Genomic DNA, 16,807 nt, shown 5'->3' on the forward strand with positions numbered 1-16,807 from the left:
CGTCGTAACGTCACTCCCAGTCCGTGACTAGCGCTGCTAGTTTGAGCTGCCCGGAGGATGCCCGTGTCCCCGAAACTCCCCCCTTTCGACGCGTCGGATCCGCTCGGGATCGACGACTTGCTGGAGCCGGAGGACCTGGCCGTCCGGGACACCGTGCGCAGCTGGGCCGCGGATCGTGTGCTGCCCCACGTCGCCGAGTGGTACGAGGCGGGGGAACTGCCCGGCATCCGGGAGCTGGCCAAGGAGCTCGGAGAGATCGGCGCCCTCGGGATGTCGCTCGGCGGGTACGGGTGCGCGGGGGCCAGCGCCGTGCAGTACGGGCTCGCCTGCCTGGAGCTGGAGGCCGCCGACTCCGGGATCCGCTCGCTGGTGTCCGTGCAGGGATCGCTGGCCATGTACGCCATCCACCGGTTCGGCTCCGAGGAGCAGAAGCAGCGCTGGCTTCCGGACATGGCCGCCGGTGACATCATCGGGTGCTTCGGGCTGACCGAGCCCGACCACGGATCGGACCCGGCCTCCATGCGGACGTACGCCAAGCGGGACGGCGCCGACTGGGTGCTCAACGGGCGGAAGATGTGGATCACCAACGGGTCCGTCGCCGGGGTGGCCGTGGTGTGGGCGCAGACCGAGGACGGGATCCGCGGGTTCGCCGTGCCCACGGACGTGCCCGGGTTCTCGGCGCCCGAGATCAAGCACAAGTGGTCGCTGCGGGCCAGCGTCACGAGCGAACTGGTCCTCGACGACGTGCGGTTGCCCGCCGATGCCGTGCTGCCGGAGGTGTCCGGGCTGCGCGGACCGCTCAGCTGTCTGTCGCATGCGCGGTACGGGATCGTGTGGGGGGCCATGGGGGCGGCGCGGGCCAGTTTCGAGGCCGCCGTCGACTACGCGAAGAGCCGGGAGCAGTTCGGGCGGCCCATCGGGGGGTTCCAGCTCACCCAGGCCAAGCTCGCCGACATGGCGGTCGAACTGCACAAGGGGATCCTGCTCGCCCATCACCTCGGGCGGCGGATGGACGCGGGGCGGCTGCGGCCGGAACAGGTCAGCTTCGGCAAGCTCAACAACGTGCGGGAGGCCATCGACATCTGCCGGACGGCCCGGACGATCCTCGGCGCCAACGGGATCTCCCTGGAGTACCCGGTGATGCGGCACGCGACGAATCTGGAGTCGGTGCTCACCTATGAGGGCACCGTCGAGATGCACCAGCTCGTGCTGGGCAAGGCGCTCACCGGACTCGATGCCTTCCGCTGACCCCCGCGGGGGCGGCTCCGGTGAGCGGCCTTGCCTCAGCTCTGGTTGAAGAACCCGTCCGCCCGGTGGGCGGCCGGGTCCCCGCTGACGATCTCCGTGTCGGAGGGGGTCAGCAGGAACACCCGGTTGGACACGCGGTCGATCGATCCACGCAGCCCGAAGATCAGGCCGGCCGCGAAGTCCACCACGCGCTTGGCGTCGGCGGGTTCCATCGCCGTCAGGTTCATGATGACCGGGACGCCCTCCCGGAACAGCTCGCCGATGGCACGGGCGTCCCGGAAGCTGTCCGGGCTCACCGTGGCGATCCGGCGGTCCTTCTGCTCGGCCGTGTCCGCGGCCACCTTCACCCGCGGGTCCGTGACCCAGGCGTCGCCGGACTCGGTCCCCTCGGAGTACTCGTCGTCGTAGTAACGCTCGTCATCGTTGTCGTCGACGAGGCCGAGCCACGCACTCGCCTTGCGCACCGATCCCATGGACGCCTCCTCTCACAGCAATCCTTCTTGCTTTCCGCATCCCTATGGTCATCCATGATGCGGACGGCGCGCCAAGTGGATAGACGCCGCGCGGGGGGTTTGTGACGGTACTGGTGCACGGCGGATACGTCGAGAGGCCGGATACCCCAAGGGTGTTGTCATACACAGCTGCTGACTGTGAGTGAAATATGATTCTTGGTGGCGTATGGGTGAGCGACGGGGCGTACGGGTGAACCGGAGTGGTCGAACCGATGTGAAAATCGGCCGATACGAAGAAGTGGCTCGGCGTCGATACGATGCCGCCTCTCAACATCGCGCGTATCACGGGGGATCATCGTGTTCGGAATCGTCAGGCCGTGCCGGCCTCGGCTGGGGGAGCGGCTCAAGACCGAGTGGATGGCGCATTTGTGCGGGCTGTGTCTCGCACTGCGCAGCGACCACGGGCAGTTCGCACGGGTGGTGACCAATTACGACGGGCTGCTGGTCTCCGTTCTGACGGAGGCTCAGTCGCTCGCTCCCGAGGTCGGTCTGCTGCGGCGTACGGCCGGGCCCTGTCCGTTGCGCGGGATGCGGACCGCGTCCGTCGCCCGGGGTGAGGGGGCACGGCTGGCCGCCGCCGTCTCGCTGGTGCTCGCCTCGGCCAAGGTGCGTGACCATGTCGCCGACGGGGACGGGCTGGCGGCCCGGCGGCCCGTGGCGCTCGCCGCACGCCGGGTGGCGGACCGGTGGGGGCGTGCCGGGGCCCGTGGCGGAGCGGTCGTCGGCTTCGACACGGCGGTGCTGGTCGACGCCGTGGACCGGCAGGCCGGCGTCGAGGCGCTCGCCGGGCCAGGGACACCCGTACTGGCGGTCACCGAGCCGACGGAGACCGCGACCGCCGCGGCCTTCGCGCACACCGCGCTCCTGGCCGGACGGCCGGGCAACGCCGAACCGCTCGCCGAGGCCGGCCGGCTCTTCGGACGGCTGGCGCATCTGCTGGACGCCGTGGAGGACCTGGAAACTGACGCCGCGTCGGGTGCCTGGAACCCGCTCACCGCGACGCGCACCTCGCTCACCGAGGCCCGGCGGCTCGCCGACGACGCCGTGCACGGGATCCGGCTCGCGCTGCGCGAGGTGGAGTTCTCCGACGGGCGGCTGGCGCACCGGCTGCTCGTGCACGAGCTGCCCGCCTCGGTCGGCCGTGCCTTCGGCACCGCCTCGTGCGGGCACCGGCCCGAACTGGCCGGTCCCTACGCCCCGCCCGGCGGACCGGGCGGGCCGGTGCCGCCCGGGCCGCCGCGCCGCGACCGGCGGGGGCTGCTCGCGGGGTGCCTCGTCTGGGCGGGCCTCGCGTGCACGTGTCAGATGTGCTGCGGCGAGTACGAGGATCCGTGGACGCGGGAGCCCAAGGAGGGCCTCTGCCATCGCTGCTCCGACTGCTCCGACTGCTGCGAGGGCTGTGACTGCTGCGGGAACTGTTGCGACGGCTGCTGCTGCGACTGCAACTGCAACTGCTGACCCGGGTGTCCCTCGGGGCCGCGGTCCCGCACACAGACGGTGTCCGGGCCCCGAGGGCCGCTCGCGCTCATGGCCGCCCACCGGCTGGACGGCCATCCGGAGGGGCGACTTCCGGACACCCCGGATCGTGGGGCGACGTGCGGCCGGGTGGCGTCCGGGGAGGGCGGACCGGCCGCCCTGACCCGTGAAAGGGCCTGGGGCGCAACAGGCTTCGATCCGCCGCCCGGGGTGCGGCGGCGGTCACCGGGCGACGCGGCCACGTCGTACGATCCGCGCTGGTCGGTGCCGGGGTGCCGCACCCCGGGCGCCGGCCCTCGCACCGTGCGTGCCGGGTGCGGCGGCGGGCACCGGCGGGGGACCGGGCCCGGACGCCCGCAGCGGAAGGCGATCTGACGGGGCGACAGGGGAGCCGTTCTGATCCGTCGTTCAAATGTTGACGGCCGAAAGGCGCCCTTGCGCCCGTCGGCCGTGCGGCCGAATACTCCCCCTCAGCGCTTGTCAGGGGCACGACGGGTCCGGAATCCGGACACCGATGCCGCTGACTGCGCCTCACCGGGCCCCGACCCCACGCGGGCCCCCTACTTCCCATGTGGAGGAACGAGAAGTGAGGATCAAGCGCACCACCCCCCGCAGCGGAATCACGAGACGGACCCGGCTGATCGCCGTTTCCGCCGGCCTCGTGGCCGCAGCCGCGTTCACAGTCCCCAGCGCGAACGCGTCCGACACCCCCACCACCTTCAGCGCCGCCGAGCTCAAGGGCGTCAGCGGCTCGGTGCTGAAGGCCGACGTCCCGGGCACCGCCTGGGCCGTCGACAGCAAGACCAACCGGGTCCTCGTCACCGTCGACAGCACGGTCTCGCAGGCCGAGATCGCCGAGATCAAGCGGCAGGCCGGTGACGACGCCGGCGCGCTGACGATCAAGCGCACCCCGGGCACGTTCAGCAAGCTCATCCAGGGCGGCGACGCCATCTATGCGAGTAGCTGGCGCTGCTCCCTCGGCTTCAACGTCCGCTCCTCCAGCGGCACGGAGTACTTCCTGACGGCCGGTCACTGCACCGACGGCGCGGGTACCTGGTACTCCAACTCGGGCCGCACCACGGTCATCGGCTCGACCGCCGGCTCCAGCTTCCCCGGCAACGACTACGGCATCGTGCGCTACACCGGTTCCGTGAGCCGGCCGGGCACCGCCAACGGTGTCGACATCACCCGTGCCGCCACCCCGAGCGTGGGCACCACCGTCATCCGTGACGGTTCCACCACGGGTACGCACAGCGGCCGGGTCACCGCGCTCAACGCGACCGTGAACTACGGTGGCGGCGACATCGTCTCGGGTCTCATCCAGACCACGGTCTGCGCCGAGCCCGGCGACTCCGGCGGCCCGCTCTACGGCAGCAACGGCACCGCGTACGGTCTGACCTCCGGCGGCAGCGGCAACTGCTCCTCCGGCGGTACGACGTTCTTCCAGCCGGTCACCGAGGCGCTGAGCGCCTACGGCGTGAACGTGTACTGAGCAGCGCCCCGCCGGTGAAGGCCGTGGACGGCTGCGATCGTCCGTGACCTTTCGCGCGGTTCCCCGTGCTCCGTGAGGGGAGCCGGCGCGAACGGCATCACCACCCCGAGCCCCCGCACGAGACTCTCGTGCGGGGGCTCTCGCTTGTCCGGAGCCCGGCTGGATCCGGTCTGCGGGGCGATTTCAAGACAGGACTAGACCTCACTGACCGCATACCGGTTACTCGCGCGTAGTGTTTGCACTGCGAAGAGCCCAGTGCTGACCGTGCACAGTCAAGCCGGTCCAAGGTGTAAGGGGCGCACGTCAGTTGCCGTACGCGCGTCCTGACCGTGCCGTTCGCGCCCGTGATCACGTTCAGTCTGTCCACGGGCACGATCAGGCGGCGCAGGGACCGGTAGTTCTCGACGGCGAGAGTGCGGATCATGCCTTCAGGCTGGCAGACGGGTCTGACAACGCCCGCTCCTGTCATGTCCCCACCGTGCGGTCGGCAGACGTTTTCGCAGGTGGGGCGCGCTCGAACGGATGTCGCACAGACGTTCGGGAATTGGTCTATGGTGGGGGTGGGAGAGTTGGGAACTGATGTTCGAGAGCTCGTTCGGGCTCGCGAGTGCGGGAGGTGCGTGTGCCGGGCTTCACGCATCTGCGCACCGTCTCCGGGTTCTCCCTGCGCCACGGCGCCTCGCACCCGGAGCGGCTTGCCGAGCGCGCCTGCGAGCGGGGTATGGACGCCCTCGCGCTCACCGACCGCGACACGCTCGCCGGCTCCGTCCGCTTCGCCAAGGCCTGCGCGAAGGCCGGTGTCCGTCCGCTGTTCGGGGTGGAGCTGGCGGTGGCGGAGCCCGAGCCCGACCGTGTGCGGCAGGACCGGCGACGGCGCACCCCGGTGCGCGGCGGTGCCTTCGTCGACGAGTCGACCCCTCGCGTCACCTTCCTCGCCCGGGACGGCGCCCGCGGCTGGGCCGAGCTGTGCAGAATCGTCACCGCGGCGCAGCAGGGCGAGGGCACGCCCCTGCTGCCCTGGACCGCCAACCACGCCGACGGCCTCACCGTCCTGCTCGGCCCCGACTCCGATGTCGGCCGCGCCCTGGCCGCCGGCCGCCCGGACCGTGCCGCGAAGCTCCTCGTCCCCTGGCGGGATGTCTACGGCGACGCCCTGCGCCTGGAAGCCGTCTGGCACGGCCGCACGGGCACCGGCCCCGGCTCCCTGCGCCTGGCCGCCCGTACCGTCGGTTTCGCCGCCGAGCAGCGTGTGCGGCCCGTGCTCAGCAACGCCGTCCGGTACGCCGACCCCGGCATGGGCCCCGTCGCCGACGTGCTGGACGCCGCCCGCCGCCTGGTGCCGATCGACCCCACCAAGGAGCTGGACTCCGGCGAGGCCTGGCTGAAGAACGCGGATGCCATGCTCGGCGTGGCGGAGCGGGTCGTCGAGGCCGCGGGCTTCCGGCGGGACACCGCACACCGGCTGCTGGAGCAGACGCAGGCGACCGCCGCCGAGTGCCTGGTCGACCCCGAGGACGACCTCGGCATCGGCACCGTCCACTTCCCCGAGCCGCATCTGGTCGGCGCGGGCCGGCGCAGCGCCCAGCGGGTGCTCGCCTCCCGGGCGGCGGCGGGGATGGTGGTGCACGGCTACGCCGGCCGGCGGGCGTACTGGGAGCGGATGCACGACGAGCTGGACATCATCGCCCACCACGGCTTCGCCTCCTACTTCCTGACCGTCGCGCAGGTCGTCGACGACGTGAAGGGGATGGGCATCCGGGTCGCCGCGCGCGGCTCCGGTGCCGGCTCCCTCGTCAACCACCTGCTCGGCATCGCCCACGCCGACCCGGTCGAGCACGGGCTGCTGATGGAGCGCTTCCTGTCCAAGCGCCGCCCGGTGCTGCCCGACATCGACATCGACGTGGAGTCCGCCCGCCGCCTGGAGGTCTACCGGGCGATCATCGGCCGGTTCGGCGCCGAGCGGGTCACGACGGTCGCGATGCCGGAGACGTACCGCGTCCGGCACGCCATCCGTGACGTGGGCGCGGCCCTGTCCATGGACCCCGCCGACATCGACCGCATCGCCAAGTCCTTCCCGCACATCCGCGCGCGGGACGCCCGTGCCGCCCTCGGCGAACTGCCCGAACTCAGGCGGCTGGCGGGGGAGAAGGAGCGCCACGGCAAGCTGTGGGAGCTGGTCGAGGCGCTGGACGCCCTCCCGCGCGGGGTCGCGATGCACCCGTGCGGGGTGCTGCTGTCCGACGCCTCCCTGCTCTCCCGTACGCCGGTCATGCCGACCAGCGGCGAGGGCCTGCCCATGTCGCAGTTCGACAAGGACGACGTCGAGGACCTGGGGCTGCTCAAGCTGGACGTGCTCGGGGTGCGGATGCAGTCGGCGATGGCCCACGCGGTCGCCGAGGTGAAGCGGGCGACGGGGGAGCGGATCGACCTCGACGCGGTCCGCGACGGCGATTCGGCGACGTACGGCCTGATCCGCACCGCCGAGACGCTGGGCTGCTTCCAGATCGAGTCGCCGGGGCAGCGGGACCTGGTCGGACGGCTCCAGCCGGCCACCTTCCACGACCTGGTCGTCGACATCTCGCTCTTCCGGCCCGGGCCGGTCGCGGCCGACATGGTGCGGCCGTTCATCGAGGCGCGGCACGGGCGGGCGCCGATCCGCTATCCGCACCCCGATCTGGAGGGCCCGCTGAAGGAGACGTACGGGGTCGTCGTCTTCCACGAGCAGATCATCCACATCGTCGACATCATGACCGGCTGCGGGCGCGACGAGGCGGACCGGGTGCGGCGCGGGCTGTCCGACCCGGAGTCGCAGGGGCGGATCAAGGTGTGGTTCGCCCAGCACGCCGCGGGGCGCGGTTACGACGCGGAAACGATCCAGCGGACCTGGGAGATCGTCGAGGCGTTCGGTTCGTACGGCTTCTGCAAGGCGCACGCGGTCGCCTTCGCCGTACCGACGTACCAGTCGGCGTGGCTGAAGGCGCATCACCCCGCCGCCTTCTACGCGGGGCTGCTCACGCACGACCCCGGGATGTACCCGAAGCGGCTGCTGCTGGCGGACGCGCGGCGGCGGGGGGTGCCGATCCTCCCGCTGGACGTGAACAAGTCCGGGGTCGCACACAGGATCGAACTGGTGTCTGAATCGGGAGTGTGGGGGCTCCGGTTGGCCCTCTCCGACGTGCACGGCATCAGCGCGGCCGAGGCGGCGCGGGTCGCGGACGGGCAGCCGTACGCCTCACTGGTGGACTTCTGGGAGCGGGCGCGGCCCAGCCGGCCGCTGGCGCGACGGCTCGCCCAGGTCGGTGCCCTGGACTCCTTCGGAGCCAACCGCCGCGACCTGCAACTGCATCTGACGGAGCTGCACCGGGCCGCCCGGAGCCGGGGCGGGGCCCAGCTCCCTCCCCCCCTGCTCAACGTGTGGGAGGTGCCCCCAGCGGGCGGGCGGAAGACCGCGCCAGCCGGGCTGCCCGACCTGTCCGCGGCGGAGCGGCTCAGCGCAGAGCTGGGGGTGCTGTCCATGGACGCCTCGCGCAACCTGATGGACGACCACCGCCAGTTCCTCGACGAGCTGGGCGTGGTGCCGGCGCGGCGGCTGCGCGACGCCCGGCACGGCGAGACGGTGCTGGTCGCGGGCGCCAAGGCGGCCACGCAGACGCCGCCGATCCGGTCCGGCAAGCGGGTCATCTTCAGCACCCTGGACGACGGCACGGGCCTGGTCGACCTCGCCTTCTTCGACGACTCGCACGACGCCTGCGCGCACACCGTCTTCCACTCCTGGCTGCTGCTGGTGCGCGGGGTGGTGCAGCGGCGCGGGCCGCGCAGCCTCAGCGTGGTGGGGGCCGCCGCCTGGAACCTCGCCGAGCTGCTGGAAGTGCGCCGGGAGGAGGGCCTGGAGGGCGTCGCGGCCCGGCTCGCGGACGCGGGCGGCGCCGGTCCCGGATCCGCCGGCGGAGACGGCGACGGCCCGGCGCGCCGCCGGCTCGCCGGCTCCGACGGGCTGCCCGCGCCCGCCGGCTCCGCGGCCCGTGACCCGATGGAGGGCCGCAGGAACGGGAACGGCCGGCGGAGGACGGAGGGGCCGGGGGAGACGGGGGACCGGGAGAGCACGGGGGGCCAGGAGGGGGCGGGGGACCGGAAGATCCGGATGCCCACGGGGTACGAGATGCACCCCTGGGCAGATCTGCGCCCCGCGGGCGAAGGGCCCGCGGTGGGAAGGAAGTTGTGGCACCAGAGTCCGGGGAGTGCGGGATGACCATCCTCTGCGTACGTTTCCAGCTGCCGCCGATGTCCGAGGCGGCCCTGCCCCGGCTGCTGGGGCTGCTGGAGGAGTTCACGCCGGTCGTCGAGGCGTTGCCGCCGGACGGGGCACTGGCCGATCTGCGGGGCGCCGAGCGGTACTTCGGGCGGGGCGCCGTGGAGCTCGCGTCGGTGATCCGGGTCCGGGCACTCGCCCATCACGGGGTCGACTGCGTGATCGGCGCCGGGCCCGGCCCGATGCTGGCCCGCGTGGCTCTGCGGTACGCCGAACCCGGGAAGACCTGTGCGGTGCCCGAGGAGCCGGACGCCATCGCGGAGTTCCTCGCCGGCAAGCCCGTCGCCGTGCTGCCCGGCGTCGGGACCGCGACCGCCCGCACGCTGTGCGAGTACGGCCTCGACACCCTCGGCCGGGTCGCCGGTGCGCCGCTGTCCACGCTCCAGCGGCTGATCGGCGCGAAAGCGGGCCGTGACCTGCACGGGAAGGCGAACGGCATCGACCGCGGGCGGGTGGTCCCGAACGCCGTGTCGCGTTCGCTCGCCGCCGAGCGGTCCTTCCCGCGCGACGAACTGGATCCCGAGCGGCACCGCCGTGCGCTGATGTCGGCGACCGAGGAACTCGGCACCCGGCTGCGTGCCGTGGAGGAGGTGTGCCGCAACCTGACCCTCACCGTCCGCTACGCGGACCGCTCCTCGACCACCCGCACCCGCACCCTCCAGGAACCCACCGCGCACTCGCCCGCGCTGGCACGCGCGGCGTACGGGATGTACGAGGCGCTCGGTCTCCAGCGCGCCCGCCTCCGCGCGGTCGCCCTGCGCGCGGAGGGGCTCATGTCCGTCGAGCAGGCCTCCCACCAGCTGACCTTCGACCCCGTGGACGAGAAGGTCCGCCGGATCGAGGAGGTCGCGGACCGCGCGCGAGCGAAGTTCGGTCCACGGGCGGTGATGCCGGGGTCGCTCGCGGCGTAACTCCCGCTCTCACTTGGCCACGGGAGTGCCACGGGAGTGCGATGCGGGTGCCGTCGGCCAGCTCCGCCCGGAGGCCGACGGAGGTGGTGACCCCGGTGACGGCGGGCCGGTCCGGGTTCTCGACGGCGAAGGTGGCGCCCGGGTCGATGATCACCGTGTCGCCCGCGGTGATCCGGGTGGACTCGCCGTCGAGGGCGACCAGCAGGTCGCCGGTGAGCAGACGGAGGATCTCCTCGCGGGTCACCGTGTGGGGGGGCCCGGGTGCCCGCGGGGATCTCGCCGCGCCAGGCGCAGAGTGCCCGGCTGCCGGTGCGAGGGGTGGCGTACGTAACGAAGCGGGCGCCGTGCAGGTCGTGGGTGACGGCTTCGGACGTGCGGATGACGGGCCGTCACCGATCTCGCCGTTCTGCTCCCCGCGTGCGAAGGGCCCGCGTCGCACGCCGGCCGCATCCGGATGACGCGCGGGCGCGGCTCGTGGTGCTGACCGGGCGGGGCCGGGAGTGTGCGCGGGCCGCGGAGGAGGCGGCCGCGGAGGCGGTGCGTGCGTGGGGGGAGCTGCTCGGCGAGCGGGAGGTCCGGGCGCTCGGGCGGCATCTGCTGCGCATCGCGCCCAACGGGCCCGTGCGCCCTTCCTGGTGACCGGCTATCACTCGCCCTTCCTGGTGACCGGCTATCACTGGAAGTTTTTACTGACGCGTAACTTCCCCCTTGAACTACTCACCCGTAACTTGACGGGTGAACAGCATCCTCGTGATCCGGATCACAGGGCGTAAGGCCATCGCACCTCCCTTGAGCCGCAAGGAGATCACCCGATGCTGCCCTGGAAACGAGTGCTCAGACCCGTGGTCGCGCTGCTGCTGACCGCCGCGGTCGCCACCCTCCCCGCCGCCACCACCGCCAGCGCGGCCACCACCGCCGGCGCCACCACCACCGCCGCTTCCAGCCGGGGCTGGAACGACTACTCCTGCAAGCCCTCCGCCGCCCACCCCCGCCCCGTCGTCCTGGTCCACGGCACGTTCGGCAACTCCGTCGACAACTGGCTGGGACTCGCCCCGTACCTGATGAAGCGCGGCTACTGCGTCTTCTCCCTCGACTACGGCCAGCTGCCCGGCGTGCCGTTCTTCCACGGCCTCGGCCCCATCGAGAAGTCGGCCGAACAGCTCGACGCGTTCGTCGACAAGGTGCTCGCCGCGACCGGCGCCGCCGAGGCCGACCTCGTCGGGCACTCGCAGGGCGGCATGATGCCCCGCCACTACCTCAAGTTCCTCGGCGGAGCGGCCGAGGTGAACGCCCTCGTCGGCATCGCCCCCGACAACCACGGCACGACCCTGTCCGGCCTCACCCAGCTGCTGCCCTACTTCCCCGGCGCCGAGGACCTGCTCTCCTCCGCCACTCCGGCCCTCGCCGACCAGATCGCCGGCTCCGCCTTCCTCACCAAGCTCAACGCGGGCGGCGACACCGTGCCCGGCGTGCGGTACACGGTCATCGCCACCAAGTACGACCAGGTGGTCACGCCGTACCGCAGCCAGTTCCTGAACGGGCCGGACGTACGCAACGTACTGCTCCAGGACCTGTGCCCGGTCGACCTCTCCGAGCACCTGGCGATCGGGCTGTTCGACCGGATCGCCTTCCACGAGGTGGCCAACGCCCTGGATCCGGCGCGGGCCAAGCCGACCACCTGCGCCTCCGTGTTCAGCTGACCGCCCGCGCCGCGACGCCGGGGCCTGACCGGCCTGAGCCGCCGGTCAGGCCCCGGCGCACGCGATCAGCGGCCGTGCCGCCCGCCGCCCGCCGCCCGTCGGCGGACCGACGCGAACAGGGCCGCGGAGCCGAGCGCGAGCGCGGCCGCGCCGCCGACGGCGATGTACGTGGTGCCGCTGTCGCCGCCGGTCTCGGCGAGGTTCTCGGAGGTCCCGGCGGACGCCGCCTTGGGCTGGTTGGCCGTGGGCGCCTTCGGGGCGGCGTCCCCGACGGCCGGCTCCGCGGAGGTCGCGGGGTCGTCGTCGCCGTGGCCGTGGTTCTCCACGGTGGAGTGCTCGGTGCCCGCCTCGATCTGCTCGTCGGTGGGCGCGGAGGCGCTCGGGGCGGGCGCCTCCGCGGAGCCGTCGCCGCCGCTCTGGCCGCCCTGGCTGTTGTCACCGGCACCGGCACCGGCACCCGCATCGGTGCCGCCGTCGCCGCCGAAGGTGACGTCCGAGCAGGAGTAGAAGGCCTCCGGGCTGTCCGAACGCTGCCAGAGGGCGTACAGGACGTGCCTGCCGGAGCGCTCCGGCAGGTTGCCGGAGAAGGTGTAGAAACCGCCCGACGCGGCCGGGTCCGTGACCGTGGCCACCGGGTTCGCCAGATCCAGGTCGTCCCAGCCGAGCGCCTTGGCGGGGTCGAAACCGGGCTTGGTGACATAGACCGTGAAGGTGCCCTTGTGCGGGGCGGTCACGCGGTACTTGAAGGTGTACGACCCGCTGCTCACCGACGTCGCGGGCCAGTCGGCGCGAGCCAGGTCGAGGCCTTTGAACGCCTCGTTGTTCGCGCTGCACAGCTTGCCGTCCGGGATGAGCGCCTCGTGCTGCCCGGCCGCGTTGCCGATGCGGACGCCGTTCCAGTCGTACAGGGCCTGGGTGCCGCCCGCCGCGACCGCCGCCTTGCACGCGTCCGACCTGGGACTCTCCGGTCCCTCCGCGTAGCACTGGGAGACGCGGCTGACGGGGTCGCCCATCGAGCCGTGCGCGGACGCGGGCGCGGTGGCCAGCGCGGTCAGGGCGAGCGGGGCGATGCCGACGGCGGCGACGGCGGCGGCCTTGCGGCGTGCGGGCATGGGGGAACTCCTCGTGCGGTCACTGGGGGCGGATCCCGGGGTGGTCCCGGAAGGGATCCCGTGGGGGCGGTTCAGAAGCTAGCCCGAAGAGACCGCGAAATCGCCTGCTGAGGGCGGTGGAAGGAGATCCTTATGGTCCCTTTAAGGGACCGCTCAGACTGCGCTGAGGCAGGTGCCGTAGGCGGGCGCCCGCGTGCGCCCGGTCACGGATCAGTTGGCCGGCCACCAGGTGCGTGCGATGTCCTTGCGCACCTCGGGCCGGCGTTCGTAGGTGGGCTCGTCGGTCTCCTCGCGGAGTCTTCGGGAGTCCGTCTTCCGCGGGTGCTTGTGCACTGTGACTCGGCGCATGGCTGCCTCCTTCAGTGCCTACCGGGTTCCGTGTTCCGTGTTCTCACGGAGGTAGACCCATTTCGGGAGACTTCCTCATCGCTGCCGGTATTGTCTGTGGCGGCCGTCACGAATCGACTGTCAGTGGCTGCTGTCACCCTGAGTGCCATGACGGATCACAGTGCTGATCACAGCGCGGATCGAGGTGCGGATCACGAGGGCGGGCTGACCTCGGTCGACGGCGTGGACTGGGACGCGCGGGCCGCCGCCTTCGACGACGAGCCGGATCACGGGCTGCGCGATCCCGGCGTGCGCGACGCCTGGGCGCGGCGGCTGCGCTCCTGGCTCCCCGGCGCCCCCTGCGACGTCCTCGACCTCGGCTGCGGCACCGGCAGCCTGTCGCTCCTCGCGGCCGAGCAGGGGCACCGCGTCACCGGAGTCGATCTCTCCCCGGCCATGGTGGAACGGGCCCGCGCGAAGTCCGCCGGGCGTGACGCCGTGTTCCTCGTCGGTGACGCGGCGGCACCGCCGGTGGGGCAGCGGCGGTTCGACGTCGCGCTCGCACGGCACGTGCTGTGGGCGCTGCCGGATCCGGGCGGGGCGCTGCGGCACTGGCGGGGGCTGCTGCGACCGGGAGGGCGGCTGGTGCTGGTCGAGGGTGTCTGGGGGACCGTGACGCCCGTGGGCGTCACCGCCGGCCGGCTGTGCGAGCTGCTCGGGCCGGTCGCCTGGGCGGTGCGGGTGGAGCGGCTCTCGGGGGACGCGGCGCTGTGGGGGAGGGCCGTGGACGACGAGCGGTACGCGGTCGTCGCCCAGGCGTGACGTTCAGCCGGCGAGCAGCGCCTCGAAGCCGTCGCCGTGTGCCAGTGCCTCCAGCGCGTCCAGCGCGGCCACGGCCGCGGCGGCCGCCTGCGGGTCCGTCGCGGTGAGGCCGCTCCGCGCGAACTCGTCCTCGTCCAGGCGGCGTACGTCCGTGCCGTCGGCCGAGCGCCACAGGTCCAGGTCGAGGTCCTCGACGACCAGTTCCGTGCCGGACAGCACCGCCGGGCGGGCGATGTCGCAGTACCAGCCCTTGAGCACGCCGGACGGGCCGCGCACCTCCATCACCGCGTACCAGCGGTTTCGCCAGTAGTACTCGGTGAGGACGTCCCCGGGCTCGAAGCGCACGAAGCCGAAGTCGCGCACGACGCCGCCCGCGAAGGGGGCCCGGACCACGATCCGGGTGCCGTCGTCCTGGAGCACCCGGGCCGGGTAGCGGATCTTCGTCCGGCCGGCCTTGAGCAGCACCACGTCCACCGTGGTGTCCCGCTCCGCCCGCGGTTCAGCCGAGCTGCCTGACATGACGCACCTCCGTAGCGCAGATGTCGTATCCGAGCCACTTGTTGATGGCGAGCATCGGTCCGTTCCCGGTGTCGTTGCCCGTGAACGCCTCCGTGTACCCGGCCGCGCGGGCGCGGTGCAGGCAGGCGTTCTTGGCGAGCTTGGCCAGGCCCCGGCCCCGGAAGGCGCGGGCGGTGCCGGTCATCGCGGTGCTGATGGAGGTCCCCCCGCTCGAGCGCGTTCGGGAATGGGGGAGGGTGCCGTCGGTGTAGGCGACGCTGAAGGCGGCCGGGCGGCCGTCGACGACCACGACCGAGGTGAGGCCGAGGTTGAGGAGCGGGTGCTTCCAGGTCTCCTCCCTCCACGCCTCGTAGTCGGTGAACTCCGTTTCGACGTCGCTGGGTTCGTCGGACGTCGTCTCGGCGTCCAGCGCGAAAACCGGACGCGGGTCGTCGGCGTAGTCGGCGGCGGTGCGCAGCTCGACTCCGGGAGGCGGGTCCTGGAGCGGCGGCAGGGTGCCGTGCGCGAGGTCCATGCGGAGGAAGTGCGCGGAGCGGCTCGCGCGGTAGCCGTGGCGTTCGGCGAAGGCGCGGTGGGCGGGCTCGTCCAGGACCCAGCTGAAGAGCTTGGTCGCGCCGTGGGCCGCCAGGTGTTCCTCGGCCGTGCGCACCAGCAGCGATCCGGCACCGTGGCCGGTCCGGTCCGGGCGCACATAGACGTTCAGGGAGCCCTGGCCCGGCTCCGGGCTGTCGTACGCCAGGCGGACCTGCGCGGTTCCGACCACCTCGCCGTCCACCTCCGCGACGAGGGAACGGAAGTGGGCGTCCGGGTGGCTGCGTGTGACGTGATGGACGACGGACTCCGGCGTGACCAGGATGAACGGCAGGGCCAGCCGGCGGACCCGGGCGAAGCCCTCGGTGTCGGCCGGGTCGTCGGGGTGGAGGTCGCGCACGATCACTGCCATGGGGGCGCACGCTACGCGTGGGGAGGGGACGGATGCCTCTCATTTTCCGGCGGGTACGGGAGAATCGGGCCGTGACCTTGAAGATCCACATTGATGAGGGCGCCGCGGAGGCGCCGTACGAGCAGGTGCGGGCGCAGATTTCCGCGCAGGCACGCTCGGGGGCGCTGCCGGTGGGGTACCGGCTGCCGACGGTCCGGGGGCTGGCCGAGACGCTGGGGCTGGCCGCGAACACGGTGGCGAAGGCGTACCGGGCGCTGGAGACGGACGGAGTGATCGAGACGCGCGGTCGCAACGGGACGTTCGTCGCCGCGGCGGGCCCGGCGGCGGAGCGCGAGGCGGCCGGGGCGGCACAGGCCTATGCCGAGCGGGTGCGCCGGCTGGGACTCGGCGAGGAGGCGGCACTGGACGCCGTACGGGACGCGTTGCGGGCGGCCTACGGGGAATAGCCGCGGCGGCCTGCGGGGAATAGCCGCGGCGGCCTGCGGGGACGGCCGTGGCCGTCACGCGCCTGGGGATGTCCGCGCCCGCCACGCACGGAGGATGTCCGCGCCCGTGGTGTGCGCGGGGCGTGGGGTGGCCGTGGGCGGTGTACGGGGCGGGCGGCGAGACCCGGAGGTCTCCGGCAGCTCAGGCACGGCTGTGCAGGCGCTCCGGCGTCCGTGTCACCTGCCGCCCCTCCCGCCCCGCCAGCTCCGCGAACGTCACCGCGTCCTCCACCGCGGCCCCGCCCGGATCGTTGTTGAAGTACACGTAGACGTCGTGGTCGTCGGGAAACGTGGCCGTGATGCGCTGGAGCCAGGTCCGCAGGGCCTGCCGGCCGTAGTGGGGCCAGGGCTGGGCGCGGCCCTGGTGGAAGCGGACGTAGCCCCACCCGGTGGTGCGCCAGAGCGGTGTCGCGGGCCGGGAGCGGACGTCGGCCCAGCACAGCGCCGCCCCACGCGAGCGCAGCACCTCCTCCACCTCCGGCGTCCACCAGGAGTCGTGCCGGGGTTCGACCGCGATCCGCGTCCCGGAGGGGAAACAGGCCAGGCAGGCGTCCAGCAGCCCGGGATCCGCGCGCAGGTTCGGCGGGAGCTGGAGCAGCACCGGGCCGAGGCGCCCGGCGAGCCCGGACGCGTGGGTCATCAGGCGCCGTACCGGCTCCTCGGGGTCCTTCAGACGTTTGATGTGCGTCAGATAACGGCTGGCCTTGACCGCCACCACGAAGTCCGGCGGCACCCGGTCCCGCCACGCCGCGAAGTTCTCCCGCGTCGGCAGCCGGTAGAACGCGTTGTTGATCTCGACCGTGGCGAAGCCCTCGGCGTACTCCTCCAGCCACAGCCGCAGGGGGCAGCCCTCCGGGTACAGCAGCCCCCGCCAGTCCTTGTACTGCCAGCCCGACGTGCCGACGAACAGGGTCATGCGTCCATCAAAGCACCGGCCGCGGCCGAACGGCC

At 72.7% G+C, this 16,807-nt stretch carries 15 protein-coding genes and 1 pseudogene; 9 read left to right on the plus strand and 7 right to left on the minus strand.

Going from position 1 to position 16,807, the window contains the following annotated elements:
- Positions 1–57 precede the first annotated feature (57 nt).
- Complete coding sequence (locus ACGF8A_RS00090; protein ID WP_393102532.1) at positions 58–1,248, plus strand: acyl-CoA dehydrogenase family protein; 1,191 nt, start codon at positions 58–60, stop codon at positions 1,246–1,248.
- Positions 1,249–1,283: 35 nt separating this feature from the next.
- On the opposite strand, the gene ACGF8A_RS00095 is transcribed toward ACGF8A_RS00090, so the two are convergent.
- The gene (locus ACGF8A_RS00095) at positions 1,284–1,721 is read right to left on the minus strand and encodes a cell division protein SepF (RefSeq protein ID WP_393102534.1); all 438 of its coding nucleotides are present in this window, start codon (positions 1,719–1,721) and stop codon (positions 1,284–1,286) included.
- A 336-nt stretch (positions 1,722–2,057) separates the two neighbouring features.
- Between ACGF8A_RS00095 and ACGF8A_RS00100 the strand changes: the two genes are divergently transcribed.
- The 4 genes from ACGF8A_RS00100 to ACGF8A_RS00115 all read left to right on the plus strand — a co-directional run bounded on the left by ACGF8A_RS00100 (position 2,058) and on the right by ACGF8A_RS00115 (position 9,948).
- Positions 2,058–3,218, plus strand: coding sequence for a DUF5685 family protein (locus ACGF8A_RS00100; protein WP_393102536.1), 1,161 nt, complete (start codon positions 2,058–2,060; stop codon positions 3,216–3,218).
- Positions 3,219–3,822: 604 nt separating this feature from the next.
- Positions 3,823–4,728, plus strand: a complete 906-nt coding sequence (locus ACGF8A_RS00105) for a S1 family peptidase (protein ID WP_393102538.1) — start codon at positions 3,823–3,825, stop codon at positions 4,726–4,728.
- A 622-nt stretch (positions 4,729–5,350) separates the two neighbouring features.
- Positions 5,351–8,977, plus strand: coding sequence for a DNA polymerase III subunit alpha (locus ACGF8A_RS00110; protein ID WP_393102540.1), 3,627 nt, complete (start codon positions 5,351–5,353; stop codon positions 8,975–8,977).
- Positions 8,974–9,948 carry a hypothetical protein gene (locus ACGF8A_RS00115; RefSeq protein WP_393102542.1) on the plus strand — a complete coding sequence of 325 codons (975 nt, stop codon included), beginning with the start codon at positions 8,974–8,976 and terminating at the stop codon, positions 9,946–9,948. Before ACGF8A_RS00110 ends, ACGF8A_RS00115 begins: the two co-directional genes overlap by 4 nt.
- Before the next feature lie 28 nt (positions 9,949–9,976).
- Here ACGF8A_RS00115 and ACGF8A_RS00120 read toward each other — a convergent pair.
- Positions 9,977–10,328: pseudogene (locus tag ACGF8A_RS00120) on the minus strand (cupin domain-containing protein); the annotation flags it as partial.
- 37 nt (positions 10,329–10,365) lie between these two features.
- On the opposite strand from ACGF8A_RS00120, the gene ACGF8A_RS00125 reads away from it, so the two are divergent.
- A complete protein-coding gene (locus ACGF8A_RS00125; protein ID WP_393102544.1) occupies positions 10,366–10,587 on the plus strand; it encodes a hypothetical protein in 222 nt (73 codons plus the stop codon).
- Between the two features lie 173 nt (positions 10,588–10,760).
- Positions 10,761–11,648: an esterase/lipase family protein gene (locus ACGF8A_RS00130; protein ID WP_393102546.1), complete on the plus strand. Its 888-nt coding sequence runs from the start codon at positions 10,761–10,763 to the stop codon at positions 11,646–11,648.
- Positions 11,649–11,713: 65 nt separating this feature from the next.
- On the opposite strand, the gene ACGF8A_RS00135 is transcribed toward ACGF8A_RS00130, so the two are convergent.
- Positions 11,714–12,760: a lytic polysaccharide monooxygenase gene (locus ACGF8A_RS00135; RefSeq protein WP_393102548.1), complete on the minus strand. Its 1,047-nt coding sequence runs from the start codon at positions 12,758–12,760 to the stop codon at positions 11,714–11,716.
- A 210-nt stretch (positions 12,761–12,970) separates the two neighbouring features.
- Positions 12,971–13,108 (minus strand): hypothetical protein, encoded by a 138-nt coding sequence (locus tag ACGF8A_RS00140; RefSeq protein ID WP_393102550.1) that lies wholly within the window; start codon positions 13,106–13,108, stop codon positions 12,971–12,973.
- Between the two features lie 147 nt (positions 13,109–13,255).
- Between ACGF8A_RS00140 and ACGF8A_RS00145 the strand changes: the two genes are divergently transcribed.
- Positions 13,256–13,909 (plus strand): class I SAM-dependent methyltransferase, encoded by a 654-nt coding sequence (locus ACGF8A_RS00145; protein ID WP_393102552.1) that lies wholly within the window; start codon positions 13,256–13,258, stop codon positions 13,907–13,909.
- Between the two features lie 3 nt (positions 13,910–13,912).
- Here the strand turns inward: ACGF8A_RS00145 and ACGF8A_RS00150 are convergent, their stop codons facing one another.
- Both ACGF8A_RS00150 and ACGF8A_RS00155 read right to left on the minus strand, forming a co-directional pair.
- Entirely contained in the window at positions 13,913–14,428 is a 516-nt protein-coding gene (locus tag ACGF8A_RS00150; RefSeq protein WP_393102554.1) for a DUF402 domain-containing protein, read from the minus strand.
- Positions 14,409–15,371, minus strand: coding sequence for a GNAT family N-acetyltransferase (locus tag ACGF8A_RS00155; RefSeq protein WP_393102556.1), 963 nt, complete (start codon positions 15,369–15,371; stop codon positions 14,409–14,411). Before ACGF8A_RS00155 ends, ACGF8A_RS00150 begins: the two co-directional genes overlap by 20 nt.
- 71 nt (positions 15,372–15,442) lie before the next feature.
- On the opposite strand from ACGF8A_RS00155, the gene ACGF8A_RS00160 reads away from it, so the two are divergent.
- Positions 15,443–15,817 carry a GntR family transcriptional regulator gene (locus tag ACGF8A_RS00160; protein WP_393102558.1) on the plus strand — a complete coding sequence of 125 codons (375 nt, stop codon included), beginning with the start codon at positions 15,443–15,445 and terminating at the stop codon, positions 15,815–15,817.
- Between the two features lie 181 nt (positions 15,818–15,998).
- On the opposite strand, the gene ACGF8A_RS00165 is transcribed toward ACGF8A_RS00160, so the two are convergent.
- On the minus strand, positions 15,999–16,772 hold the full coding sequence (locus ACGF8A_RS00165; protein WP_393102560.1) for a DUF72 domain-containing protein: 774 nt from the start codon (positions 16,770–16,772) through the stop codon (positions 15,999–16,001).
- Positions 16,773–16,807 lie beyond the last annotated feature (35 nt).

Origin of the sequence: Streptomyces sp. NPDC047706 (genome assembly GCF_043204795.1) — a bacterium.
Taxonomy (GTDB): Bacteria; Actinomycetota; Actinomycetes; order Streptomycetales; family Streptomycetaceae; genus Streptomyces.